At 45.0% G+C, this 26,289-nt stretch carries 18 protein-coding genes and 1 pseudogene; 5 read left to right on the top strand and 14 right to left on the bottom strand.

What is annotated here, in order from left to right:
* Positions 1-46: 46 nt before the first annotated feature.
* The 3 genes from ACX5J7_RS05935 to ACX5J7_RS05945 all read right to left on the bottom strand — a co-directional run bounded on the left by ACX5J7_RS05935 (position 47) and on the right by ACX5J7_RS05945 (position 3,699).
* The gene (locus tag ACX5J7_RS05935) at positions 47-1,507 is read right to left on the bottom strand and encodes a phosphohexomutase domain-containing protein (protein WP_287149146.1); all 1,461 of its coding nucleotides are present in this window, start codon (positions 1,505-1,507) and stop codon (positions 47-49) included.
* A gap of 329 nt (positions 1,508-1,836) precedes the next feature.
* Entirely contained in the window at positions 1,837-2,700 is an 864-nt protein-coding gene (locus ACX5J7_RS05940) for a pirin family protein (RefSeq protein ID WP_287149148.1), read from the bottom strand.
* 36 nt (positions 2,701-2,736) lie between these two features.
* Entirely contained in the window at positions 2,737-3,699 is a 963-nt protein-coding gene (locus tag ACX5J7_RS05945; protein WP_498706435.1) for a glutathione S-transferase family protein, read from the bottom strand.
* Positions 3,700-3,917: 218 nt separating this feature from the next.
* Here ACX5J7_RS05945 and tcdA point away from each other — a divergent pair, with 218 nt between their 5' ends.
* The gene (gene tcdA, locus ACX5J7_RS05950) at positions 3,918-4,694 is read left to right on the top strand and encodes a tRNA cyclic N6-threonylcarbamoyladenosine(37) synthase TcdA (RefSeq protein ID WP_012518353.1); all 777 of its coding nucleotides are present in this window, start codon (positions 3,918-3,920) and stop codon (positions 4,692-4,694) included.
* A gap of 217 nt (positions 4,695-4,911) precedes the next feature.
* Positions 4,912-5,325, top strand: coding sequence for a hypothetical protein (locus tag ACX5J7_RS05955; protein WP_015067202.1), 414 nt, complete (start codon positions 4,912-4,914; stop codon positions 5,323-5,325).
* A gap of 37 nt (positions 5,326-5,362) precedes the next feature.
* On the opposite strand, the gene ACX5J7_RS05960 is transcribed toward ACX5J7_RS05955, so the two are convergent.
* Positions 5,363-5,833 (bottom strand): DUF2919 family protein, encoded by a 471-nt coding sequence (locus ACX5J7_RS05960; RefSeq protein WP_498706438.1) that lies wholly within the window; start codon positions 5,831-5,833, stop codon positions 5,363-5,365.
* 390 nt (positions 5,834-6,223) lie between these two features.
* On the opposite strand from ACX5J7_RS05960, the gene rimO reads away from it, so the two are divergent.
* Positions 6,224-7,681 carry a 30S ribosomal protein S12 methylthiotransferase RimO gene (rimO, locus tag ACX5J7_RS05965; protein ID WP_498706440.1) on the top strand — a complete coding sequence of 486 codons (1,458 nt, stop codon included), beginning with the start codon at positions 6,224-6,226 and terminating at the stop codon, positions 7,679-7,681.
* 147 nt (positions 7,682-7,828) lie between these two features.
* Here rimO and ACX5J7_RS05970 read toward each other — a convergent pair whose 3' ends face one another.
* The 6 genes from ACX5J7_RS05970 to ACX5J7_RS05995 form a co-directional block, all read right to left on the bottom strand.
* The gene (locus tag ACX5J7_RS05970; protein WP_278384017.1) at positions 7,829-8,488 is read right to left on the bottom strand and encodes an SDR family oxidoreductase; all 660 of its coding nucleotides are present in this window, start codon (positions 8,486-8,488) and stop codon (positions 7,829-7,831) included.
* Between the two features lie 147 nt (positions 8,489-8,635).
* Complete coding sequence (kdsB, locus tag ACX5J7_RS05975; RefSeq protein WP_498706441.1) at positions 8,636-9,382, bottom strand: 3-deoxy-manno-octulosonate cytidylyltransferase; 747 nt, start codon at positions 9,380-9,382, stop codon at positions 8,636-8,638.
* Positions 9,383-9,436: 54 nt separating this feature from the next.
* Positions 9,437-9,631, bottom strand: coding sequence for a Trm112 family protein (locus tag ACX5J7_RS05980; RefSeq protein WP_012518347.1), 195 nt, complete (start codon positions 9,629-9,631; stop codon positions 9,437-9,439).
* The gene (lpxK, locus tag ACX5J7_RS05985; RefSeq protein WP_015067199.1) at positions 9,621-10,670 is read right to left on the bottom strand and encodes a tetraacyldisaccharide 4'-kinase; all 1,050 of its coding nucleotides are present in this window, start codon (positions 10,668-10,670) and stop codon (positions 9,621-9,623) included. Before lpxK ends, ACX5J7_RS05980 begins: the two co-directional genes overlap by 11 nt.
* Positions 10,667-12,415, bottom strand: a complete 1,749-nt coding sequence (msbA, locus tag ACX5J7_RS05990) for a lipid A export permease/ATP-binding protein MsbA (RefSeq protein WP_015067198.1) — start codon at positions 12,413-12,415, stop codon at positions 10,667-10,669. Before msbA ends, lpxK begins: the two co-directional genes overlap by 4 nt.
* Before the next feature lie 252 nt (positions 12,416-12,667).
* Positions 12,668-15,370 (bottom strand): DNA internalization-related competence protein ComEC/Rec2, encoded by a 2,703-nt coding sequence (locus ACX5J7_RS05995; protein ID WP_498706444.1) that lies wholly within the window; start codon positions 15,368-15,370, stop codon positions 12,668-12,670.
* A 109-nt stretch (positions 15,371-15,479) separates the two neighbouring features.
* On the opposite strand from ACX5J7_RS05995, the gene ACX5J7_RS06000 reads away from it, so the two are divergent.
* A complete protein-coding gene (locus ACX5J7_RS06000; RefSeq protein ID WP_012518341.1) occupies positions 15,480-16,004 on the top strand; it encodes a DUF2062 domain-containing protein in 525 nt (174 codons plus the stop codon).
* 152 nt (positions 16,005-16,156) lie between these two features.
* On the opposite strand, the gene ligA is transcribed toward ACX5J7_RS06000, so the two are convergent.
* The 3 genes and pseudogenes from ligA to ACX5J7_RS06015 all read right to left on the bottom strand — a co-directional run bounded on the left by ligA (position 16,157) and on the right by ACX5J7_RS06015 (position 23,633).
* Positions 16,157-18,193 (bottom strand): NAD-dependent DNA ligase LigA, encoded by a 2,037-nt coding sequence (gene ligA, locus ACX5J7_RS06005; RefSeq protein WP_498706445.1) that lies wholly within the window; start codon positions 18,191-18,193, stop codon positions 16,157-16,159.
* 244 nt (positions 18,194-18,437) lie between these two features.
* Positions 18,438-20,024, bottom strand: coding sequence for a cell division protein ZipA (gene zipA / locus ACX5J7_RS06010; RefSeq protein ID WP_498706446.1), 1,587 nt, complete (start codon positions 20,022-20,024; stop codon positions 18,438-18,440).
* 20 nt (positions 20,025-20,044) lie between these two features.
* A pseudogene (locus ACX5J7_RS06015) lies at positions 20,045-23,633 on the bottom strand (chromosome segregation protein SMC).
* Positions 23,634-23,863: 230 nt separating this feature from the next.
* On the opposite strand from ACX5J7_RS06015, the gene cysZ reads away from it, so the two are divergent.
* Positions 23,864-24,601, top strand: a complete 738-nt coding sequence (cysZ, locus tag ACX5J7_RS06020) for a sulfate transporter CysZ (protein ID WP_498706448.1) — start codon at positions 23,864-23,866, stop codon at positions 24,599-24,601.
* Between the two features lie 86 nt (positions 24,602-24,687).
* On the opposite strand, the gene ACX5J7_RS06025 is transcribed toward cysZ, so the two are convergent.
* Positions 24,688-26,277, bottom strand: coding sequence for an SEL1-like repeat protein (locus tag ACX5J7_RS06025; protein WP_024016288.1), 1,590 nt, complete (start codon positions 26,275-26,277; stop codon positions 24,688-24,690).
* Positions 26,278-26,289: the final 12 nt, after the last annotated feature.

Here is a 26,289-nt window from a genome sequence, read left to right on the forward strand (position 1 = left end):
CGCTTTTACATGACTTAAATGAACAGACTGCCGTTAATCGCGTTGATTACTCTTCGCGAATAAGTGTAAGCAGTGCTTCTGTCTTCTCTTCCATCAAGGCAATGTCGCCTTTACTTTCAACATTTAGACGAATAACTGGCTCAGTGTTCGATTTGCGCAAATTAAAGCGCCAGTTTCCAAATTCTAAACCTAAGCCATCCGTTTTATCTATAACGCTAGCCTGAGGTTTATATTTACTCGTTACACGCTCAAGTGCTGCGTCAGCATCTTTAAGCTTGCTATTGATTTCACCTGATGATGGAAACGCTTCAATACGCGCTTTTACCATGCTTGCTAGCGTTTGTTTTTTCACGCAAACAAGTTCAGCAATGAGTAGCCAAGGGATCATACCTGAATCACAGTACGCAAAATCTCTGAAATAGTGGTGCGCACTCATTTCTCCGCCATACACCGCATCTTCTTTGCGCATACGTTCTTTAATAAACGCATGACCGGTTTTTGATTTGATGGGGGTACCGCCGGCGTTCGCTACGATATCTTCTGTATTCCAATACACGCGTGGGTCGTAAATAATTTTGCTGTCGGTATTTTTCTCGATAAACGCTTCAGCCAGCAAGCCAACAATGTAGTATCCCTCAATAAATTCACCGTCTGCATCAAACAAGAAACAGCGGTCGAAGTCGCCATCCCACGCGATACCAAAATCAGCACCCGACGCTTTAACCGCATCAGCAGTATCGGCACGATTTTCTGGTAGTAATGGGTTAGGAATACCGTTTGGAAATGTACCATCCGCGTCGTGGTGTACTTTTATAAATTCAATGGGTACGCCCTGCGACTTCATTTCTTTCTCGATAGCGTCTAGTGCTGGGCCTGCGGCGCCATTACCAGCGTTCACCACAACTTTTAGCGGCGTAAAATTACTTAAATTCACATAAGACAGCATGTGAGAAACATAGTCAGACATACACGACTTAACCGCGTATTTACCAGTGTTAGAAAGCTTAACTTCGTTTACATGAGCAGTACCGTTAAAGAACGCGTCGGCATCGATCGTTACACCGTTAGTGTAGTGCGCTAACCGTTCTGACACGTAATCGTCGCCTAACGCTTCCGCTTTCTCTTTTATTGCGTTTAAGCCTGTGTCACCGCTAATAGGAACAGAACCCGCTTTTACCAGCTTCATGCCGTTGTAATTGATGGGGTTGTGGCTTGCTGTTACTTCAATACCGCCGTCCACACCAAGGTGCTTTGTAGCGAAATAAATTTCTTCGGTTCCTGCCATGCCAATGTCAGTAACTGTTGCACCAGCGTCTATGAGGCCTGCGCTTAACGCTAGTTTTAATGGCGTGGACGTAAGACGCACATCACTGCCAACGACAACGGTTTTCGCATTTAATTCTTGAGCAAAAGCATAGCCAATTCGGTACGCTACCTCTTCGGTTAGCTGTGAGTTAAGTTCGCCACGAATATCGTATGCTTTAAAGCAGGTAATTGGGGTTGCCATTTGGATCGAAATTCCCTGTGTTTTAACTATTTATGATTACTTTAATGCTTTTTACGACCTTAAAGCGCTAAGCGCCTTTTTGATGACATCGTAAAAGAGAAGAAAACATGTATTTAAACATAGTGATATTAAATCATTAGGGGGAGTGAATTACTATTTCAATTTGTGAAAAGGCAGCAATTGCCCACATACGGGCTCAAATGCGCGTACTTAGCGCGTTAACTCATAGTACACGCGGTTTTAAGAGGCACGTTAATGATGATTATTTTGAATAATAGGAAAGTGCCTGTTGTAAGCCAAGCGGTTCTAAAGTAAAAAAGCTTATGCCCTTACTTTGCTAATACACCGCTTTGATAATCATTAAACGCCTGAACAATTTCTTGCTGAGAGTTCATCACAAAAGGGCCATATTGAACCACAGGCTCGTTAATAGGCTTACCCGATACTACTATAAACTTACATTCCGTATCAGTCGAAACACAAAGCTGCGTTCCCTTCTGTGATAAAACGCCAAGCTCTCCTTGTTCCAGAATAGTTTCGTTGCCCTGATCACCTTTATTAATAACGACATCACCTTCGTAAACATAGATAAATGCAGATTCATCTGAACTCATGGTAATTTCAGAAGGCCCGCTTTTCAATGCCACGTCTAAAAAGGTGGGCGATACGGCGGTTGTCTTAACAGGCCCTTGTACTCCTTCAATCGCTCCTGCTAATACTTTTACGTCTGCATTTTGAATGTGCGCCATTGGAACACTATCCGGCTGAATATCTTGATAGTTGGGCGCTGACATCTTCTCAATTGCGGGTAGGTTTACCCACAACTGAAAGCCTTGCAATAAACCCTCTTCTTGCTCCGGCATTTCCTCATGAATAATGCCTCTGCCTGCGTTCATCCATTGAATTCCCCCTGCATCAATCACGCCCTCATTACCCACAGAGTCCTTGTGACGCATTTTACCTGCAAGCATATAGGTAACGGTCTGAAACCCTCGATGAGGATGAGGTGGAAAACCCGCTATATACTCACCAGGGTTATCTGAACCAAAAAAATCTAGCATGAGAAATGGATCTAATCGAGGCAGATCGGGTTGGCCGATGATACGTGTGAGTGACACGCCTGCACCGTCGCTGGTTGGCATACCCGTGACGACTTTTTCTATCGTTTTTTGCGCGTTAACTGTGAACGACATAGCTTGTACCTACCTTAAATTCTTACTAAAAAGCCATTACTCGATACTTTCGCGGCCATGGGCCGACATAAGGTCTTGCTCGGGCCCTACCGGGATGACTTGCGTTGGGTTTATCATGGTATGGCTGTAATAATAATGTCTCTTGATATGATCAAAATTCACCGTATCAGCAACACCCGGCACCTGATAGAGTTCTTTCATATAGCCGAATATATTCGGATAATCTGCAATTTGCTTCTTATTACATTTGAAGTGACCGTGATAAACCGCGTCAAAGCGAATTAGCGTGGTAAATAAACGCCAATCGGCTTCGGTGATTTGACTGCCAACCAAATAGCGTTGTTTACTCAGTCTTTCTTCAACCATATCTAAAGCATGGAACAAAGCATTCACCGCCTCTTCGTAAGCCTCTTGTGTTGTAGCAAACCCCGCCTTATACACACCATTATTGATGTCGTGATATACCATGTTGTTAATGGTATCGATTTCTTCGCGAAGGGCTTCAGGGTAATAGTCATCGTGGTTGTTAGTAAGTGCGTCAAATCCACTGTTGAAAATGCGAATGATCTCGGCCGATTCATTATTAACGATGGTTTCGGTTTGTTTGTCCCATAAAACGGGAACGGTAACACGACTCGTTATTTCGGGTTCGGCTTTCGTGTAGATCTGGTGGGCATAATCAAACCCGTAAAGCTTGTCTTCAGTTGACCCTGGATAGTCTTTAAACTCCCATCCGTTATCAAGCATTTCAGGGTGAACAACAGAGACATCTATATGCGCTTCCAGCCCCTTTAGCTTTCTAAAAATGAGTGCTCTATGCGCCCATGGACAGGCTAAAGATACGTATAGGTGATAACGGCCTGATTCAACTGTGAATGTCCCGTTGTCATCGCTGTTGACTGTGTCACGAAATTTGGATGCCTGGCGTTCAAATTTCCCACCGCTTTTACTGGTATCGTACCACTTATCTTGCCATTTTCCGTCAACGAGTAAGCCCATTTCCCTGCCCCTTTTTTCTATCTCATTAAAAAATGAGTTTATTAAAACATGTATTGTGTAGAACGTATGTTGCTTAAAATCGGATTTATTATTCGAAAAAACTGGAGTGTATTGATCTTTGGTATTCACTTTTGAGATGATGCGCGCCCTGCTAGTGTGTTTACGCGTTTTATCGCTAACCCACGTCCGTATTGTTTAATTGTTAAGTGAAGTAAAGCATGTCTGATGATCCTCGTTTAGGTGGTATTGTGCGTTTGTACGGCGCGCAACAAACCAATAATTTAGCCAATAGCCACGTCGCCGTTGTCGGTATTGGTGGCGTAGGAAGTTGGACTGCCGAAGCGCTAGCCCGTTCGGGCGTTGGCACAATCACACTTATTGATTTAGACGATGTCTGCGTTACTAACACAAACCGTCAGATTCACGCACTTTCAAATACGATAGGCGAACCAAAGGTCGAGGCCATTGCGTCGCGTATTGCGCTAATAAACCCTAATTGCAAAGTAAACTGTGTTGAAGATTTTGTCACGCCTGACAATACAGCTACGCTTTTGACCAAAGAAATGGATACAGTGGTTGATGCTACTGACAGCATACGTGCAAAAGCCGCTATGATTGCTCACTGTAAACGCAACAAAATCCCTATTGTTACGGTAGGTGGCGCTGGCGGCCAGATAGACCCCACACAGGTGACCAAAGGCGACCTAGCTAAGACGACGCAAGACCCGCTAGCTGCCAAATTGCGCAGTGAACTTCGCAGAAACTACAATTTTAGCAAGAACCCTAAGCGCCGCTTTGGTGTGGAATGCATTTATTCTACTGAGCAGTTGCGTTACCCGCAACCAGATGGCTCAGTGTGCTATAACAAGTCGGCAATGGAGGGAGGAACTCGACTCGATTGTGCAGGCGGTTTTGGGGCTGTTGTTACTGTTACTGCGACATTTGGTATGTTCGCAGCGGCGAGTGTGATTAACAGATTAACTGGACAAAAATAGACTTTGGCCGATAACTTACGCACAATAGCTACCAAACAGTAAGGGCTTGCTTAGTGCGCGTTTGCTCGATGTAGCGCGTTTTCTGTTAATGAAAACAAAACGCTTTCTATCAGCTAATTTTATGCGCAAGTTAATGTAATTTTGACTAGCAACCAGGTTTACTTATTCAATTATTGGTTACAATACCAATGCCATTCTCGTTGAGAAGGAGAACAAGATGTCACCAGATGAACTCAATAAATTAATGTCAGACTGCGCTAAAGACGCAGCAGTAACCGCAGCCGATGAGTTCAATATAGTACTCGACAACTCACCAGAGAGTGTTGCTTTAGTTGATGACGTTCTGCTTAGCTTTGTTGATAAATACCACGACTTAGCTCTAGAAGACGAAGCGGTCTTTACCATCTGCAATATTTTTGGCGCGTATATAGGTGAGATTTTGAAAGCGCAATTAGATGGTGAGTGGATTTACGATCAATCTAACCCTAAAGCGCCTTCAGTATTTTTAAAAGTGGGCGATAATACGTATGCACTCGCTGGAATCTGTTACGAGCGCCTTGTTAACGATAGTCAAATTAGTGTGTTTGCTTATTATGAACAGGCCCTTGCCAACCACAAAGCGCATCACTAAGGGCCAGCCCCTTTCATCTCGTTAAGCGCCTTTACCTTTAAGGGTTAGGCGCTTTCCAATCTTCTACCATCCACTTCAAGTGACGGCTTTTTGATATGGTATAAAGCGCAATGCTATAGAATGCCATTTTAACACCGGTAATGTATTCAAACCCCCAATGATGATGCATAGCATAATAGAGTTGTACACACAGCAATAATACCACGCCAATTTGTGCTAGCGGAATTACCCAACGGCGCCAGTTGAGGTAGCCTTTTTTCCACAGTCTCTCTCGCTGACTGACTAACACCAGTGCCAGAAAAACCGGTAGGCTTGCCAAAAGCCCAAGACCTAAACTTTCTTTTTGTGGGTAGAAAAACGCAAGTAACTCACTGGTTTGTGTTCGAGACGCTAAGGAAAAGATAAACGCTAGCCAATCGATGCATAAAAGAATAAATACGCTATACAGCCAACGAGGAGGAAGGATGCGCCCAGATTCGTCGTAATAAGAAAGTGGGAGTTTTAACATGGGTTCACTTTTTTCATTTCCACTTTTGAACAGCGCTTAATACGCTTCTTTATTGAAGTTTTGTATCAGGAAGATACTAAAGTGGGGATAACTTCAAAATTTTAAACAGGCAGGGTTTTAGTATTTCTTCTCATAGCCCTTTATTTAAAAGGTCGCAAAATGTCAGACCGTGCCTCTACCGCGCCGCGTTACCTTTTTTCATGAATAATAATGGCTTTTTTAAAAATATAGCGCTTAGCCTTTAATTAACGCGGTAACGTTGGTTGTACACCTGCTGAACTTTGTCTAGCTAAAAGCGCATTTGTAACCTAAAACTACTGCGCATTGGTATGACTTCCTGTATAATCCGCGGCCATTTTAAGCACAGTCATTTTTCGGGTGATATTTTAGATGACAGTAGAAACGTTTGATCCAAACAAAGTCGCAAACAAAACCACAACGCTTGAAACACCGGTCAAAGTACTGAGTGACAATCAATCTTCACAACAAGGTGTAGGTAGCAGAATTGGTTTTGTCAGCTTAGGGTGCCCTAAGAATTTGGTTGATTCTGAACGTATTCTTACTCAACTTCGCACCGAAGGTTATGACGTAGTGCCTACCTACAACGATGCTGATCTCGTTATCGTCAACACTTGTGGGTTCATTGACGCCGCAGTTGAAGAATCGTTAGATACCATTGGTGAAGCATTAAAAGAAAATGGCAAAGTTATTGTAACGGGTTGCTTAGGGGTAAAAGAAGACGAAATTCGAGAGCTACACCCAAATGTCTTGGCTATTACCGGCCCTCATGCATACGAGACGGTAGTAGAGCAAGTACACGAGCATTTACCGAAGCCTCAGCATAATCCGTTTGCAGATCTTATTCCTGATCACGGTGTGAAACTAACGCCCCGCCATTACGCATATTTAAAAATTTCAGAAGGCTGCAACCACCGCTGCACATTCTGCATTATCCCCTCAATGCGTGGAGATTTAGTTAGCCGCCCTGTAGGCAACGTGCTTGATGAGGCCAAACGATTAAAAGAGGCGGGCGTGAAAGAGCTATTGGTTATCTCTCAAGATACCAGTGCGTACGGTGTAGATGTAAAACACAGAACAGGGTTCTGGAACGGCATGCCGGTGAAGACTCACATGCAACAGCTTTGCGAGCAACTGGGTGAAATGGGAATTTGGGTACGCCTTCACTACGTTTACCCCTACCCCCATGTTGATGACCTCATTCCAGTGATGAATGATGGTAAAATTCTGCCTTATCTTGATATTCCATTCCAGCACGCCAATAAGCGCATTCTTAGACTTATGAAGCGCCCAGGTAGTGCAGAAAGAGTACTAGAGCGCGTTAAAAAATGGCGTGAACAATGCCCGTCATTGGTAATTCGCTCTACGTTTATCGTTGGATTTCCAGGAGAAACAGAAGAAGAGTTTGAAGAACTTTTAGACTTTCTACGGGAAGCCCAGCTTGATCGCGTTGGTGCATTCGCTTATTCACCTGTTGAAGGGGCAAGAGCAAACGACCTACCCGACCCAGTACCAGAAAATATAAAACAAGAACGCCTTGCGCGCTTCATGGAAGTTCAGGGTGAAATAAGCGCTGCGCGATTAAAAGCCAGAATTGGTAATGAGTATCAAGTGGTTATTGATAGCGTTGACGCCGAAGGTGCGGTAGGGCGAACGTATGCCGATGCGCCTGAAGTGGACGGCCTCGTTCATTTAAACGGGGTTTACGATGTAAAACCAGGCGATCGTGTATGGGCTGAAGTCATTCACGCTAACGAACACGATGTATGGGCTGTACTATCTGAAGACCAAGACGATGAAGAAGCGCATGCAACGGAGGGCGCAGAGTAGCCATACACTTTGCACTAGAGCCTAACAGCTAAAGCTAGTCTAGAAACCCTATCGATGGCGTATTCACGATAGGGTTTTATTTTATCTACTCTTTATACCTGATACCTCGGTTTTTATACCTCGGTTACTGGGTCATCAACGTGAAAACTACCAAGGTAGCTCGTCACCATTTGAATGGATAAAGCGCCCTGCATTATCCACGTTAAGCTCATCGATACGCTGCGACAAACGTTCGGCACACGTATCAGCATCAATATCGCCTGCACCATTAACCATTTCAGTTTGCACGAACCCAGGGTGAAAAATACCTACAGCAATCCCTTTTGGCTTTAGATCGTTTGCCAAAGATACGGAGGCTGCATTCAACGCAGCTTTAGACATGCGATAGCCATAATAACCACCAGAGCCATTATCAGCCATCGAGCCCATACGACTTGTGATCATCGCAATTTTACTGTTGTCTGCCATCGCTGGTAAGAGAGTCTGGGAAACAAGAAGCGGCCCCATGGCATTAACACGGAACTGATAATCTATGGTGTTTGGGTCCCAGTCATCTAGGCTTTCTTTGCCCAGAACCCCAGCGTTATTAATGAGCAAATCAATTTTCACATCCATTAAAGGTGCGAGTTTTTCTGCCAGCATTTCAGGTTGAGAGACATCAACGCCTTTGATGATGGTAACGCCTGCAGAGTTCAACTCATCACAACTATTGCGACACGTGGCATAGACTTTTGCGCCACGTGCTTTAAATTGCTTGGTAAGCGCAAGCCCTATACCGCGATTACCGCCCGTAATAACTACGTTCATAACGATTCCCTTGTTACTGTGTATATGCGTTATTTAGATTTCTTGCCTGTTCGGCAGGCTTGATTCTAGCGTTTTTTTATGGCGCCTTTTATGGCTTTTAACCGACAATACGCCGTGGTAAACCATTTTCCAAAAGCCATCTGGTTTTTATATAGTCTCTAAAAGGCGTTCCAGATCTTCCGGTGTATCAATTCCAACAGGTGGTGGCGCTACCGCTACTTCGCAGTGAATTTTATCACCGTACCAAATAGCCCGAAGTTGCTCGAGTGACTCGATTTGTTCTAAAGCACTGGGCGCGTAGTTAACGTACTGGTTTACATAGTTGGCGCGATACGCGTAAATACCTATATGACGATTATATAGGGCCGTATTCGCTTTGTTTGGGTTCGCCATCATGTAGTCTCGTTCAAATGGAATGGGCGAGCGTGAAAAGTAGATAGACTCCCCTTTTTCATTCACCAACACTTTCACTATGTTTGGGTTGAATACATCCTCGACATTCACAATAGGAGTGGAAAGCGTGGCCATTTGACACTGAGGCGCGTTAGCTAAATTAGTTGCAACCTGTTTAATATTTTCAGCGGGAATAAATGGCTCGTCCCCTTGGACGTTCACTACAATGGTATCCCCAGAGATATTCTGCGTTTGAATAACTTCTGCTATGCGCTCTGTGCCCGACTGGTGATCCACAGACGTCATGCATACTTGGGCAAACCCTTCGACAACGTTTTGAATACGTTCATCGTCTGTTGCCACTATTATGTTTTCCGCGCCCGCCTCTTTAGCCCGTTCTACTACGTGCTGAATCATGGGCTTTCCATCAATAAGCGCTAATGGCTTACCTGGAAAGCGGCTTGAACCGAAACGTGCGGGAATAACAACGGTGAATGACATATCTTTCCTGCCTTTAATCAAAGCTTTTAACTGACGCTGAAGACAAATACTGAATTAACGTGTAGCGTCGACTTCATCTAAAGATAAAGCGGTTGCTTTACTCTCAATAAGAACAGGTATGCCGTCCTTAATATCAAATGCTAAGCGGTCAAACCGACATACCAATTGCGTCATATCTTCGTTTAGTACTAACTTTCCCTTGCATACGGGGCAAGCCAAGACTTCTAAAAGCTTTTTATCAAATGCCATTGTTATTATTCCTGTCCGTTTTGTTAAACGTTAAACCCGCTTTTGCAAGTTTTACGTCTATTAAATTAAAAAAGTCTGGGGCGAGATGAGCGCTGACGGGTAAAAACCAACATGCTTCATGAGCGAATGACGCCGCCTTTACTGCATCTTTTTCGGTCATCAAGACTGTACCTTGAGGAATATCAGAAGGTGTCATCGCGTGATGATCGGCCAAAGGCTGCGTATGTGATAACGTTATTTGCATATCCCTTAGCTGATTAAAAAAGCGTTGGGGAGACCCAATTCCAGCAATCGCACTACACGGTACCTGTTTTCTTATTTCTTCAACCGTACAAGTTTTTACTCGGTTAGATACCGATGTAAAATCGCCAGGCACCAGTGTCATTAAAAATTGCGGGGCGACGGCGTGGTCAAACGTCGGCATGGAGCGGCTATTGTGAATTAACGCATCCACGGTGCTTAAACGCCATTGCCCCTCTCGCAAAGGGCCCATAGGAAGCAAATAACCGCTCCCTACTTTCCTATCGTCCATAACAACAAGCTCAATGTCTCGATGTAATGCATAGTGCTGCAGTCCGTCGTCGCAAATAATCAATTCACATTGTAATTCTTCAGTTAAATAGGCGGCGCCGCGAGCGCGATTTGGGTCAATAACCACATCACACTGGCTTCTAATAGCCAGTAGTCTAGGCTCATCCCCCACCTCTGCGGCATTGTCGTCGCCGTTTACTCGTCGGGGGTAAACCGCTGATTTAGCGCCATAACCTCGACTAAGAATGCCTACTTTTATGCCGTGACTTTGGTAATAATCGGCTAAAGCTAACACAACGGGTGTCTTGCCGTTTCCCCCCACCGAAATATTACCCACTACAATAACGGGTACTTCGGCTTTGAAAACTTTTTTCACACCCACTTTAAACAGTAAACGTCGAATTGCCGAAACAAAGTAAAATAGCAGAGCAAAAGGTGCGAGCAGCCATACTAATCCATGGCCAAAATACCAATTGTCGTGCAGGGTTTTACTTTGTGGTTGGCTCACTTAGTCTCACCAAATTGAAGTGCGTGGAGCTGCGCATAATGACCGCCTTTTTCAAGCAATTCATCATGCTTACCTTTTTCAATAATACGCCCCTGCTCAACTACCATAATACAGTCTGCATTCTCGATAGTTGAAAGACGGTGTGCCACCACAATACTAGTACAACGCTTTTGTAGCTTTTCCAAGGCATCTTGAATTAAGCGTTCCGACTCGGTGTCTAGCGCCGAGGTTGCTTCATCTAAAATAAGTATGGGCGCTTCTGCCAAAATAGCCCTTGCAATGGCAATACGCTGGCGCTGACCGCCGGAAAGCATTAGACCATTTTCACCAATCACCGTGTCTAACCCATCCGGTAAATTTGCAAGAAACTCTTCTACGTGGGCCATTCTAGCCGCATTTTCAATTTCTTTGCGAGACACGTTTTGGCGTGCACCGTACGCAATATTATTAGCAATGGTATCGTTAAACAGCGTGACATTTTGCGATACCACGGCGAATTGAGCGCGCAATGCTTTTAAGTCTACGTCGTTAAGCGGCATGTCGTCTAAACGTATCTGCCCCTCTTGCGGCACATAAAAACGCGTAAGCAGCGATGAAATTGTTGATTTTCCGCTTCCTGAACGCCCAACCAGTGCAACCGATTGTCCTGGGTTTGCCGTAAAGCTAACATTAGATAGTGCCGGCGTATGCTTGCCGGGGTATGAAAAGGTAACGTCATCAAATTCTATCTTGCCAGTTGCTCGCTCTATTTTTGTGCGGCCACTGTCCTCTTCGTCAGCTTCATCGAGTATTTCGAAGATGCTGGCGCAGGCAGCCATGCCCTTTTGAAATTGATTGTTAATGGTGGTGAGCTGTTTTAATGGTTTCAACAGCATTACCATACAAAACACCACATTGATAAACACACCCGCGGTTAATTTTTCGAGCATGCCCGGCGTACTGGCAATGTATAACACTACCGCCAGCGCTATCGACGCAATAACTTGAATAGACGAGACACTTAGGATTGATGTGACGGAAAGCTTCATGGTTTGCTGTCGATTGTGGTTGTTTTTCTGTTTAAAACGGTTTTGCTCTATTTCCTGACCGCCAAACATGATCACTACCTTATGCCCTTTCACCGCCTGCTCGACCGACGAGGTAAGGTTACCCATAGAGTGCTGTATGTTTTTGCTCACAACACGAAAACGCTTGCTAACGAAAGAGACAATAACAGCAACCACAGGGCCAATTAAAAGAAAAATTAACGACAATTGCCATGAGTAATAAAACATTACGCAAAGCAGACCGATAACAAGAGCGCCCTCTCGGACAAGGGTAAGCAACGCTTTGCCCGACGCATTAGCTACCTGCTCGGTATCGTAAGTAACCTTACTAATTAACCCACCCACAGAATGATTGTCGTGAAAAGACACAGGTAAATGAATATATTTGTCGAACAGCTGTTGTCGCATGCGCATGACAACCTGCGCACCAATCCAGCTAAGCGTGTAACTGCCCATAAAATTAAACGTACCGCGAAGCAAAAACAGCGGCACAATGGCGTAGGCAGCTAAACGAAGGTAATCGTGATCGTTCTTGCCTAGCGATTCATCAATCATTGGCTGGAGCTGAGCGAATACAAAGGTATCAACAGCGGAATAACCAATCATTCCGATAATGGCAAATACGAACGGGACTTTGTACGCTTTGAGATAATTCAAAAAGCGCTTTATTTGAAAATCCGAGTTGTCGGCTTGTTGCATGTAGTTTTTTTAACCTGTTTGAAACGTTAACTAAAACGCGTTACGGATATTGTACTCGTTCTCTCTCTAATTCACTAATATAGCGGCAAAATTGATTAATCTGCCAGCTAAGTGATTAATGTGTGGTCACTCATTTGCTATTTAAAGGCTAACGATAAAACCAACACAATGTTGTTATTTGGTCAGTGTTTCAATTAAGGATGAGCGGCATTGCAAAAATTACGGCTCAACGTACGTTTGCGTTAGAACACGCTAGCGGAACGAGGGTAAATGACGAGGCGGTCTGCCCTTTAAATACCAACGGCGTTTGTAATTACCGCGCTGGGTGTTAACTGTAACCCCTTTATCTTCAAAGGTAGCGCTGATATATCCATGAAAACTGCTTAGATAAGTTGCTACGCCGTTTTCTTGGTAACGTGCGAACACCACTGGAGCCGGAAACTGCCAGCGGTTTTCATACCCCTGCGTAAAAATAACAGCCGAAGGCGATACCTGTTCAATAAAAACGTTCGTAGAAGACGTTTTACTTCCGTGGTGCGGCGCAACCAGCACATCTGCGTGCAATGCGTTAGTTTGACTCTCTAGTTCACGCGTTATCAACGCATATTCGCTCTCTTTCTCAATATCCCCTGGTATAAGCACACTTCCTGCAATGTTAGCTATTCTCACTACGCAAGAAGTGGCGTTCGTATTTTGCTTATTTCCTTTAAGCGGCCAAAGAAAGGCGACGTGCAAACCCTGCCAGTTAAAGGTTTTGCCGCGCTCGCAGCCACGCGTAGGTGAGTACCATTTAGCGTGTTGCGCGTTAGGATGAGTATTAAAAGTATCTGCGCCTCCTGCGTGGTCGTTATCACTGTGTGTATGAATAATATGGTCAATATGACTTATGTGAAGCTTATCTAGCAAAGGCAGCATAGCGTGTGTGGCGGTAACGGCCTTACCGTTGTATTTCGCACCTGAATCAATAATTATAGCTCTATTGCCATTAGTCACCATTAGCGCGGTCGCTTGCCCTGCGTCGAGTACATGCAACGTCCAGGCACTATCATTTGGCGATACCCACCAACAGACTTCTACAATTAGAGGCAACGACAGTAACACAGCGCACACGTTTTTATAGCGCCACGTTGGCAAGAAAGTCACGACAATAGCCGTTAAAAAACATAGCGCTGTGCCACTTTCTATAGGCGCATATACAAGGCTGAGTTCATACTCGCTTAAATAGGCTAAAAATTCGAGTAAATAGCCAAACAAATAGTCACTTTGTTTAAGTATGAGCGATCCTAAGAACGCCACAACAGTGTTGTCATAAAAGTGAATCGCCAATAACGAGAGGAGGCCTATGGGAAGTATAAGTGTCACAAAAGGAAGGGCAATTAAGTTGGCGACAAGGGCGATGAAGCTAGCGCTACCGAACCAAATGAGCGTTAACGGCATCATAATGAAGGTAAGCGCCAGCTGAAGTTTTATCAAAACAACATACCAAGCATTACGCTGTAACCCAAAAACGGTGATAAGAAACCATATACACCCCACTGCCCCAACGCTAAGGTAAAAGCTAGCGCTTAACATGGATAAAGGAAATATCAACAGACTAAGGGCAAGCATAGCGACACCAATGTTCAACGGCCGCCATGCCAATTGGCAAACAGATAACAAGCAGCCTAAGGCTAGTAATATGAAAGCCCGCACCACAGGAAGCGCGTTACCGCTTAACCCTGCATACAACAAACACGCTAAGACAGTGCAGGATAATACTATTAACCTTACCGGTGCGATGAGTACTTGCCCCCCAATACGCGTGCTATCATTGCCTGTATTGTTTAGCAAGGCTGCCCTTTGTGGCGGGCTAAACAGGCTTAAAACACGCAATTTAAAGATTGCGCGAATGTTCCCTAACGCGCTAGCGACCATTGCTAGGGTAAGCACTATGGGGTTAATGATCAGCAGACAAACACCAGCAATAATCGATAAGTGCATGCCAGAAATGCTAAACAAGTGCCCAGTACCTGTGCGTTGTAATTGCTCCCAGTCGGTATCAGTTAATTCGGTTTTATTGCCAAGTAATAAGGCAAGCCACCACCTTTGATAATCAAGGCCTAAACCCACGAGGGTTTTCCCTAAACCAAATCGCTCATCATGACTATGCTGTGTTTTTTTATTATCTAATGATTTGATGTACCCGGTAACATGGATGAATTTACTCGCGAATTGTTGCTGCCTATTAAACCCAACCGGGTTAGCCGTGCCGTAAGCGGGCTTAAGCTTAACTACCGCAGTAAACCTGTCACCATTGTGCAAACAGGTAGCCGGTTTTTTTAGCGCCTTAATGTTATTTCTGCCCTTTTCACCGGCAACCGTTTTTATATCGTGCTGCAGGTTACCTTGGTCGTTCGAACGCAGATTTATCGACGCTCTTCCCTGTGGGTAGATGTAGCTTGGTTTTTGGTTTTGCGCGCCTGAATATACGGTATGCGAGAGCCGCGCGTTAAAACTCGTGTATTGACTAAAAAACGCTGAAAACGGAACCCTATTTAAAAACGCAGCGGTGCGCTCATTGTTAAGTAATTCAATGGTAACAAAGTATTGATAGTGAGCTTGAACCGCGTCTGTGTTCGAAGAAACACAGCCTCCTGACACAACTTGGCCTGAAATTGTGACATCTTGTTGAATTTTCCCTTCGGGCAGTTGCCAAGCGTAGTAAAAATGCCCTACACTCGCCACCCAAAGTACACCTGTAAGCAGACCACTTATAATCCAACACAGCAGTTCTTCGAAAGCGGTGTGTTGGCACGCACGACTTTTACGTCGATAAAGCATAGGGATGGTGCTTGCTACAACGTTTATGGCAATCATCACTGCCATGGTGTTTGCGCTGGGAAGTCGGTACCAAAAAACCGCACTTATTGCGCCAGCGCAAAAACAGCTTAACCAAATTGTGATACGATTGACCATGTTATCACGTAGCAATTGACAATTAGTGAACGTGACATGTGCACAAAGCACGTTGCAATAACCCACGTTTTGTCATTTTTGATTTTATTTTCGAGATGCATTGATATTTATGCCTAAGAAATTTATTCGACGTTTTTTGCCAGACCACCAAAGTATTAAGCAAAACAAAGCTTTAAAGATATTCGGTAGCGTTCTGCACGAACCAAATTTGTGGCATTTAAACCGTCGTTCAGCATCTGGTGCTTTTGGTATTGGCTTATTTTTCGCTTTTTGGCCTGTGCCGTTTCAAATGTGGTTATCTGCCGGTTTAGCCATTCCCTTTCGGGCTAATTTACCTTTATCAGTGGCCACCGTTTGGGTAACAAACCCTTTCACCATTCCTCCTATATTCTATGGGGCGTACAAGGTCGGCACTACTGTACTTGGGACCAAACCTGAGCATTTTGAGTTTCAATTTAGTTGGCAATGGGTGGTTGAAAGCATAAACACCATAGGCCCAGCGTTCCTTGTCGGCTGTGGTATTTGCTCGGTGGTCTTCGGCTTAGCGGGTTACTTTTCGCTAAATTGGGTATGGCGCTTTCAAGTCAAAAAAGCGTGGGAGAGACGTCGTCAGTTGCGTAACCAACAAGCCTAAAGGCGATATGTTACAAGCGTGCGGAATGCACTTTTTTAAATGTAACCGAGTGCTTTTTCTTTAATGTCATTCGTAAAAATAAAAACGCCACTTTTGAAGTGGCGTTTTTTGATTCATGGTGCTTTTTAGTTCTTGGTGCTAGCTAAGACACGTCATTTCTCATTTTCTGCGAGAAAAGCAATAAGTTTGGCTTCATCCCACACCTCAACGTCTAACTCTTGGGCCTTCGTCAATTTAGAGCCTGCCTTTTCTCCAGCAACCAGAAAATCGGTATTTTTACTTACCGAACCCGCCACTTTAGCCCCTAAGAGTTGTAAGCGCGCTTTAGCATCCGAGCGGCCCATTTCGCTAAGCGTTCCGGTGATCACACAGGTTTTACCCTCAAGCGGTAAGTTATCCGCGTCAGGTTTTTCAATCGCAGGCCAGTTAATGCCTTCTTTTAACAACGCATCAATCACATCAGTATTGTGTGACTCATTAAAGAAGTTAAATATATGTGTTGCTACTATCTCGCCCACATCCTGTACTTCAACCAGCGCCTCTATCGACGCGTGGCGAATTGCATCGAGGGTTTCAAAGTGCGTCGCTAAATTAGCTGCTGTCGCTTCCCCTACTTCTCGAATACCAAGTGCGTATAGAAACTTCGCTAAGGTAGTTTGTTTAGATGCCTCTAAAGAGGATAACAACTTACTCGCTGATTTTTCAGCCATGCGTTCTAAACCAACCACATCACCAAGTGATAGAGTAAAGAAGTCAGCAGGGCTATGTACTAAATCGGCATCAACTAGCTGATCGACCAATTTATCCCCTAAACCGTCAATATCAAATGCCTTTCGAGAAGCAAAATGTTTAAGCGCCTGTTTGCGCTGCGCTGCACAGATTAACCCACCCGTACAACGAGCAACTGCCTCATCTTCAAGCTTTTCTACTTGTGAGCCGCACACAGGGCACTGACTGGGAAAAGCTATGTCGGTTTCGCTGCCTGTACGTTTTGTGTCAACCACAGATACCACCTGCGGAATAACATCACCCGCACGACGGATAACCACAGTGTCACCCACCTTAACGCCTAAACGAGTAATCTCATCTTGGTTGTGCAAGGTCGCATTTGACACGGTTACACCGCCTACAAAAACGGGCTCAAGCCTTGCGACAGGGGTAATTGCACCGGTACGGCCAACCTGAAACTCTACATCAAGCAGTTTGGTCACTTCTTCTTGGGCAGGAAACTTTTGTGCAATTGCCCACCTTGGGGCACGTGCTACAAACCCTAGCGCAGCCTGTAAATCAATACGGTTAACTTTAAAGACAACGCCGTCTATGTCGTAAGGTAAGCTGTCACGCTTTTCTAATATATGATGATAGTAATCGAGACAGCCTCGCCCATCTTCAGCTGTATCAATATCGGGGCACAAGGGCAGCCCCCATTTACCTAATTGTGAGAGACGTTCGCTATGGGTGCTAGGTAGCGTAAAGTTATCAGGTTGTACTACGCCTAGCGAGTATGCATAAAACATCAACGGGCGTTTAGCGGTTATTTTTGAATCAAGCTGACGTAAACTTCCCGCTGCGGCATTCCGTGGATTGGCAAACACCTTACCACCGACGTTTTTCTGATGTTCGTTTAACTTGGCAAAGCCCTCGCGAGGCATAAATACTTCACCGCGAACTTCTACGCGATCGGGGTGAGCTTCTCCTCGCAACGTTAACGGCACGTTAGAAATAGTGCGTACATTCGCCGTAATATTCTCACCGACTTGACCGTCACCTCGTGTGGCTGCACGAACAAGTTCACCGTTCTCATAAAGGATACTTACGGCAAGGCCATCTAACTTAGGCTCGCAGCTGAAATGCAAACTTGATGTGTCTTTTAATCTATCTTTGAGACGCTTTTCAAAAGCAAGAAGGGATTCCTCATCGAAAGCATTATCAAGCGAAAGCATAGGCACGTCGTGGGTGACTTGCTCAAATGCCGATAATGCCTCCCCCCCTACTTTTTGACTTGGGGAATTAGGGCTTTGTAAAGAAGGATACTGTTTTTCAAGCGCAATAAGTGATTGCATATCCCTATCGTATACCGCGTCGGGTATTGAGGGATCGTCCAATACATAATACTGGTAGTTATATTCGTTTAAGGTGTTGCGCAGTTCGGCAACTTTTTTTCGAGCTTGTTCTAAAGTGTCAGACATGGAATTGTGGTCACGCCATTTAAATAATTAAAAGTTTAACAATGTATAGCAAAGGTCAACAAACCAATGGTTACTGTATACTGAACGTGGCTTTAAAGTACTCAGCCAAAATGCCCATTGATAAGCATGTCCAAACTTCGCTTATTAACAGAAAAGGACTTGGGTATAAGCCAAGTCCTTTATAACAACGCTGCCAACTATTAAAGCCAAAGAAGGCTAAACGCGTTTAGCTGCTTAATGGTGGCTAGCTACGCGCAATCATGCGTTTGCGTTCAAATTCGCGAATTTTCTCAACATATTGCTGCAGGCCCTGTTTGGTTAATACGCTTCTACGCCCATCTAAAACCTGAGCGCCGAATTCATCAGCCAGTTTTCGCGCTGCATTGTGCATCATGTTAAACACTTGATGCGGGTCACCCTCTATGGGCAATATCATAAACAGTGAGATACCTTGTGTTTCAAAATTCTCAAGGTTGTCGATATCAAAAACACCGGGCTTAAACATGTTAGCAAGGCTGAATAATACCGGGCCTTTGCCGTTAGAGTTGACGTGTCGATGGAATATATCCTGATCGCCAAACTTGAAGCCAAGAGTAAGCAACATAGGCAGTAGCGCGGCACCTAAAATTGGTTCACCTTCTGGCGTTCTTACGTTCAACACTAACACTTCCTGTTCAGGTTGAGGTGTATTCGCCTCGCCTTTAGCACTTGATCGCTCAGTATTTTGCGAACGGCTTGCATCATGATCTGCGCTAAAGCTTTCACGTTCATAATCAGATGCACTTGCCTCACTGGTGTCAAAATCAATGCGCATTTGATCATCACCAAAATTTGGCTCTTCTCGCTTTTTAATACCTGGTTTGTTTCGCTTTGAACGAGAAAAACGCTTAGGCTGTCTGCTTTCTTCTTGCTTGTTGTTTGAGGCAAAAGACTCTTGCGGCGCGTCTAAACTAAAGTCGGCAACGTCGCGCTGACTACTCGATTCAGCGTGGGGTTGGTGTTCTTCCTCTTCTTGCGTGGGATCTACGTAGAATTTTTGCGCCGCGCGTTTTGTTTCTGTACGCGGCGGCTCATCGGCAGCCGTTACTCGAGTAGTGTTTTGCGCTTCAGATGAAACGGCTTGTTCATTATCCGAATGCACGCTTTCCCCAGAGTGCGCCGAATCAGTTCTACTACTTTCATGTATGTGCGCTGACTGTGTATTCTCGGAATGCCCTTCACCCGCAGCGTCATCACTCTCTCCTTCACGAAGCAGAAAACCCGGTGGTTCAGGGAAGTCATTATCTCCAGCCTTTTTAGACCCGCTCTGTGCAGGCGTCTCATGGGCGCGAGCTTGCCCTGACATATGCGGTTTCGGGTTGGTAACCACTGAACCGTAAAGCTTTGGCTCTTCTGGTTGCGCTTCTGGCGCATCGAGCTCTTCATTGGTATCACTACTACTAGCTTTAGATAAGCCCGAGGTGTCTACTTCACTGTCTTGACTATTAGCGTTTATATGGTGAGCAGCAGCAATATCGTCTTCCTTAGTATCAAACACATTATCAGTCTCTTCTATAGCGCGCTTGTCACGAGGCGTAGCCGGCTCGTCGGAAGCGCTTTTAGCATGACTAACCACTCTTACAGCGCCTACCCCTAACTCGTCGAAGCCTTCTTGTTCGTTATTCAATTCATTTTCAACGTCATCGTCCATGTCGCTCCACTGGCGTGGCTCAACACGCGCTTTTTCTGAAGGCTTGCTGTTCTTACGAATTTTCCAAATACCATGTGCTAACACGGCAATAATGAAAACCGTGCCCCCAAGGAGTAAAAATAGACGTAATTGATCTTCCATTTAATTTCTTTCGCCCTTTGTTATGCTTCTGCGAAGGCTACTGCCTCGTCTACATCTACCGCTACCATACGTGAAACCCCAGGTTCCGCCATGGTAACACCGGTAAGGTGACTGGCCATTTCCATCGCTATTTTATTGTGGGTGATATAAATAAACTGCACTGTTTGTGACATTTCTGACACTAAATTACAAAAGCGCCCTACATTTGCATCATCCAATGGTGCATCTACTTCATCCAGCAAACAAAATGGTGCTGGATTCAATCTGAAAATAGCAAACACCAATGATAAAGCGGTTAATGCTTTTTCTCCACCGCTTAAGAGGTGAATCGTACTATTTTTCTTGCCAGGAGGACGAGCCATAATCGTCACCCCTGTTTCTAACAAATCATCGTCGGTAAGTGCAAGGTACGCTGAACCGCCCCCAAAGACTTTAGGGAATAGCATTTTTAAATCTTCGTTAACTTGCTCGAAGGTATTTGAGAATCGCGTGCGCGTTTCTTTATCAATTTTTCTTATGGCACTTTGCAGTGTCTCTAGCGCGTCCGTTAAGTCCTGATGCTGTGTATCTAAATGCTGTTTGCGCTGAGACTGGGTTTCGTATTCTTCAACGGCCGCAAGGTTAACCGCTCCTAGACGCTGCAAACTTGCTTGGGTTTTCTCAAGTTCATCTTGCCATCCCGTTTCATTCGCCTCGTCTGGCAAAGTTTCCAAAATCGTTTTTAAAGACTGTTTGGTTTCATCAAGCTGCTCGAGTATGGTATTTGCCCGAACGCGGTAGCCCTCAATATCTATAGCTAATTTATCAATATTGGTCTGCCGGGCTTGAATATCCTTGCCAAGGGACTGGTGGCCCTTCTCTGCTTCTCGCAGCCATTGCTCGATATCTTCCAAAGCCCGTTGCTTAGAGGCTTTTAATTGCTCTAACTCTGCTTTAGTTTCTAATAGTGTTTGAAGCTCGGCTTCCTGTATTTCTTGAGGCGACGTTAGCTGAGCAAGTTCCTTTGTTAGCCTGTCTTTGTTTTTAATGTATTCGTCACGCTGTTGAAGGTTCCGAGACACCTGTTGGCTGTATAAATTCTGATGGTTCTCTAGCTGTTGCTTCTTTAATGCAAGCTCATGATTTTGTGATGTTAAGTTATCAACTCGGGCTCTTAACTCGGTGGTATTTCGCTCGTTAGACTCTCGCTTACTGTTGACCTCATCACTATGAACTTCATGCTCTAAAATCTGCGCTTCTTGAAGCTCTAATTTTTCAGATAGCTGGGAGAGTTGTTCTTCTTCTTTCGCTAGCATTTGCTTTTGCTTACTCAGTTCTTGATTGAGCTTTTCCGCGCGTGTGGACTGCTGCGCTTGCTGCATTTCAAGTAGAGATAGCTTATTTTTAAATTGTGTAAGCTGATTTTCTTTTTCGCTCAAGGCGCTTTGTAACGCCTGTTTTTGCGCTTTTGTAGCGGTTAACGCATGCTGGGCAGTGTTTAGAGACATGTTTACTTCATCCAGCACGCTTTCGCTAAACAATATTGATTCGCTCAATGCCTGAATTTTGTTGGCGCGCTGCAGTGCACCGTCATTTGCTTTACCCGGTTTTACCACCCATTGACTGCTTGCCCACAAGCCAGTTGGCGAGATGACGCTGGCGCAACCATTAACGCGCGAATTATGCCAACCCTGGCTCTCCTTACCTCGCAGTTCACCGGTCCCATTATGAGCCTTCCCTGCCTGATTTCCCTCTTTATGTAACGCACAATTACCAATAAGCTGTATAAGTTCATCGTCATCGTCGCAAAGGTAAATATCGTTGAAAATAGCAGGAACGCGACGATTTGGTGTGGGCGCACCTTCTTCACGCAACAGTGCGTCTGCTAGCGTGCCGGGCTTGGCGTTAGTTACAAACGCTTCACCAGTAAACACTTTCACACCACTTGGTACGCTTTCTATTTGCGATAGCAAGTCATAAATACCGTGGGATTTAGCGACAACGGGGTCTTTTACGTGCTGTAAAATAGACTCAACGCACGGTGCCAGTGCAGCCCCTGAACTAAATTGCTGCCATAATTTTTCAACACCTTCTAAAACAATATCTTCGCTGCTCATGGCATCTTGTTGAAGTGCTTCTAAGGCAGACTTGGTTGATTGGGCGGTTTGCAGTTCACCTTGTACTGTGCGAAGTTTTGATTGCTGTGCTTGAACAAGGCTTTCTTGTTCGTTTTCCAATTCGCTAATACTGATAATTTTGTCGCTATCTTCGTCAATCTGAGCACTAATTTCTTCGCTTTGCCCAACAACAAGCGCTATCTGAGACGCGTAGTCCTCATCATCTAATTGGGTTAGTTCATCGTTTAATTCACTAATGCGCTGAGAGGTGCGAAGCTGCATGCTCATCGTTGACTGAATCTGACTGTGGCATTGCTGCACGTTTTGGCGAAGCTGATTGTAGGTTTGCTCTTGCTCTCGAGCTTTTATATTAAACTCTCTAAGCGCTTGCTCGGCATCCTCGAAGCGCTCTTTTGCTTGTTCAAGTTCGGCTTCTTTTAACGCTATTTCAGGCTCGATAGTATCAAGCGCGTCGTTTGACACGGCTAAGGCTTCTTGCGCCTCGGCGATAGAGTGATTTAGCAATTCATGCTGTTCATTTATACGAGATAACTCTTGCTCAACTTGGGCTTTGCGCTGTTTAGCGTGAAGTGCATTTTGTTCTAGCCGAGTTATCGCATTGCTTGTTGAAAACAACTGCTGTTGCAAGTCGTCAATTGCCTGCTTGGTTTCGCCTTGCTTATTCTTGTATGACACTAGCCCTGCTTCATCGCCCTGAAGCCGAGCTGTTAAATCATCAACCTCGACCTGCAAAGCTTGCTGTTGTTTTTGCAAGGTCTCTATGTGTTCACTGTTCTTTAAAAAGCGAATAGCAGCAAGCTGACCTTTTAATTCTCTTGCCTGTGCACGAAGCGTTTTATAACGTGTTGCGGCGGCAGCTTGGCGTTGTAGCTTTTCCAACTGCTTACCTAACTCGTCGCGCACATCATTCAAGCGCTCAAGATTATCCTGGGTGTGTCTAATACGGTTTTCGGTTTCTCGCCGGCGCTCTTTGTACTTCGATATGCCCGCAGCCTCTTCAATAAACACTCGAAGCTCTTGAGGCTTAGACTCAATGAGCCGCGAGATCATACCTTGCTCTATAATGGCGTACGAGCGCGGCCCAAGTCCTGTACCTAAAAATAAGTCAGTTACATCCCGTCTTCGACACTTAGTGCCATTTAAAAAGTAGGTAGAGGTAGCATCTCGAGTCACGAGGCGCTTAACCGACAACTCGTTATAATTGGCGAATTCGCCCGCAATGCGCCCCGCACTATTGTCGAAAACTAATTCAACACTACACTGGCCAACCGGTTTACGCGAAGAAGAACCATTAAAAACTGACGTCTGTCATGGCATCACCACGAAGGTTCTTGGCAGAGCTTTCACCAAGCACCCAACGTACCGCGTCTATAACATTGGACTTACCGCAGCCGTTGGGACCTACAATCGCCGTCATTTCACCTGGAAACGGGATAGTGGTTGGCTCTACGAAGGACTTAAACCCAGCTAGCTTTATCTTTTTAAGCCGCACGCATCAACCCTCTGAGAGACAGAGCTGGCAGGCGATATCGCACAAAAACCGGCCGAAAAAGCTGATGGGTTAGAAATGATACAATCACACGTAAGATTCTTTTGTTATTATTCATCGACTCTACCAAATCTAACAGCTTGTAACAATTACCATTTCGGCAAGTTAGGCATACGCAACCCAGTAAGCGTATGATAGAGCATGTAAATACTTAAAACGCAAAAGGAGTCCTAATGAGTTCAGGTGGTGTACATTATTTCTTTGAAGGCTTTTCGCTTATCAAAACGAAAGGGCTAAAGCGTTTCGTATTTGTGCCCCTTACTATAAATCTAGTGCTATTTTCAGTGGCCTTTTATTTTCTGTTTGGTCAAATTGAAATGGGCATTGCCTATGTCATCGACCTTGTCCCAGAGTGGCTCGGTTGGATTAAAACAGCCATTAGCTTCTTTTTGTGGCCTTTGGCGGTTATAAGTGTTTTGTTAATATTCGCGCTTATTTTCGGCACACTCGCGAACTGGATTGCCGCACCGTTTAACGGCGTACTCTCTGAAAAAGTTGAGCGCCATCTTACCGGTCAAGATTTAGGTGATGAAGGTGTCATGTCGCTTGTAAAGGACATCCCTCGTACCGTAGGCAGAGAACTCACTAAGCTTATTTGGTACATCCCCCGGGCAATCGGTTTCCTTCTGCTTTTCATCTTTTTACCCATCATTGGGCAAGTGCTGTGGTTTTTGTTCAATGCGTGGATGATGGCTATACAGTATTGCGACTACCCTTACGACAATCATAAGGTCGACTTCACTCGCACGCGATTGCACCTAGGCGAACACAAAGGTAAAGCACTGACTTTTGGTATGATGGTGAATGTCTTTTCGCTTATTCCTGTCGTCAACTTTATTATCATGCCGGTTGCGATTTGCGGTGCTACGTCTATGTGGGTTCGAGAACTTAAACACACGCTCAATAAGTAGACTGCGTTGTATCTGATATGCTCTGCACTCACCTGTATTAGGTAAGTGCAGAGTAATTTTGAGCTTTGTTAGGTACAAATTTACGGCTACTGCCCGTTAAAGGTTTCATATTCCGCCAACCAATGCGCCGCTTCTTTCTGATTGCCATTGCGATGAAATGCTTGGAAGAAGTTCATAGAAATTGGTCGCTGTGCGTTTTCTTTTTCTAACTGCTGCTGCCACAACACTAGATAGAGAGGCGGTATGACACCGCTATCGTGATGCTCCATAAACGTTATTCTGCGACTGGGTTTATAGCTGTTTTTCCCCAGTACCGAGCAGGTTTTGGCCCGCGCAATGATCGTATTAGGGTCTATTGCTAACCAACCCTCTACCGTTTTATGAGGTGCGTACCAATACTCAGAGTCTACGATCAGGTTCGGTGGCATAAAATCGCTAATGCCATCCTCGTCACAAAGCTTATTCGCCATGCTGCGCCCAATAGGATATTCATCAGCAAAACCGGCAAAGTGTGCCAACTCATGGACAAACACAGAATAGGCATCGCTAATATCTAAATACATTACACCATTTTGAACGTTGGCTTTCCCCTGCTCTGAAACCACAACAGCGTGACTAAATTTATGCTTTTTAGCAATGTTCGATAAAGGAGTAATATTGCATCCTAAAACCCCCGTATTTTGGTAATTCGGGTGGCAGTTAAGGGCATCGGCTTGAAGCCAGATAGGCTTAGCTAAACATATTGAAAGCGCTTGAAGCCGTGTATCCGCTTTGAACGAGCTATAAAGGCTGTGAGCACGCATAATGGTAGCTAAGCTAGTGGCAAATGGCTGTATACGCTGGAGACAGTCAGGGTTATCTAACCACGTTGGCGGTGTGGGCTGACTTGCCAACTGACCTAAAGTGTACGGCGTGTAAAGTTGCACAGCTTCTAACGCCTTTTCAGCCTGCGCATGCCCTTGTTTAGCAGCAAACGTAAAATGTTCTTTCGCTTGTTGATGTTCACCTTCATCCCACAACAATCGCGCATATTTAAACGCGCTTTGCATATCTAATGTCGCTGTGGCCGCTAGAAGTGGCTTGGCCAAATGTTGTTGGCCGTGTAGCAAGTACCAGTCTGCCAATGCAGCTTGCGCAGGTAAGTATTGCTGCGACGCCGCTCGAACCAGCCACTTCTCGCGCTTTTCTGGCGACTCAGTAGACATTGCAAAAGCAAGCTGGGCTTCGGCCACATCACCTAGCGCCGCCAAACGCATAAAGCGCTGCGATGCTCCCTCTTCGCCAAGTATTTGGTAAAGCAGCCAGGCAGCATCTGCATTTTCAAGATTTACCAACTTTTCTAAGTAATACGTAGCGGTAGCTTGCTCGATGCCGCGAGTTGAGGAAAATTTGGCATTATATGCTGCTTCAAACTGCTGGAGTAATGTAGCCTGAGCGTCTTTGCTGCCTTGTTTGGCCGCAAGCCAAAGTAGCGCTAGTGCTTCATCAGTTTGAGTGGCTAAAGGGGTTGATACACTTGGGGCTTCGTTATTGGATGAGCTGGCAGGTGTTAGCCCTTCGCTATCGTTTATCGGCTGGATCACGCTCAGGGCGTTTGCTATTAACTGAGGAATGTAACGTCCACTGTCGCCCGCAACAATAAGCAGTGCGAACACTGCTAAAAATAAGCCTCGCATAACCTTGGTCGA

Source organism: Alteromonas infernus (assembly GCF_902705815.1).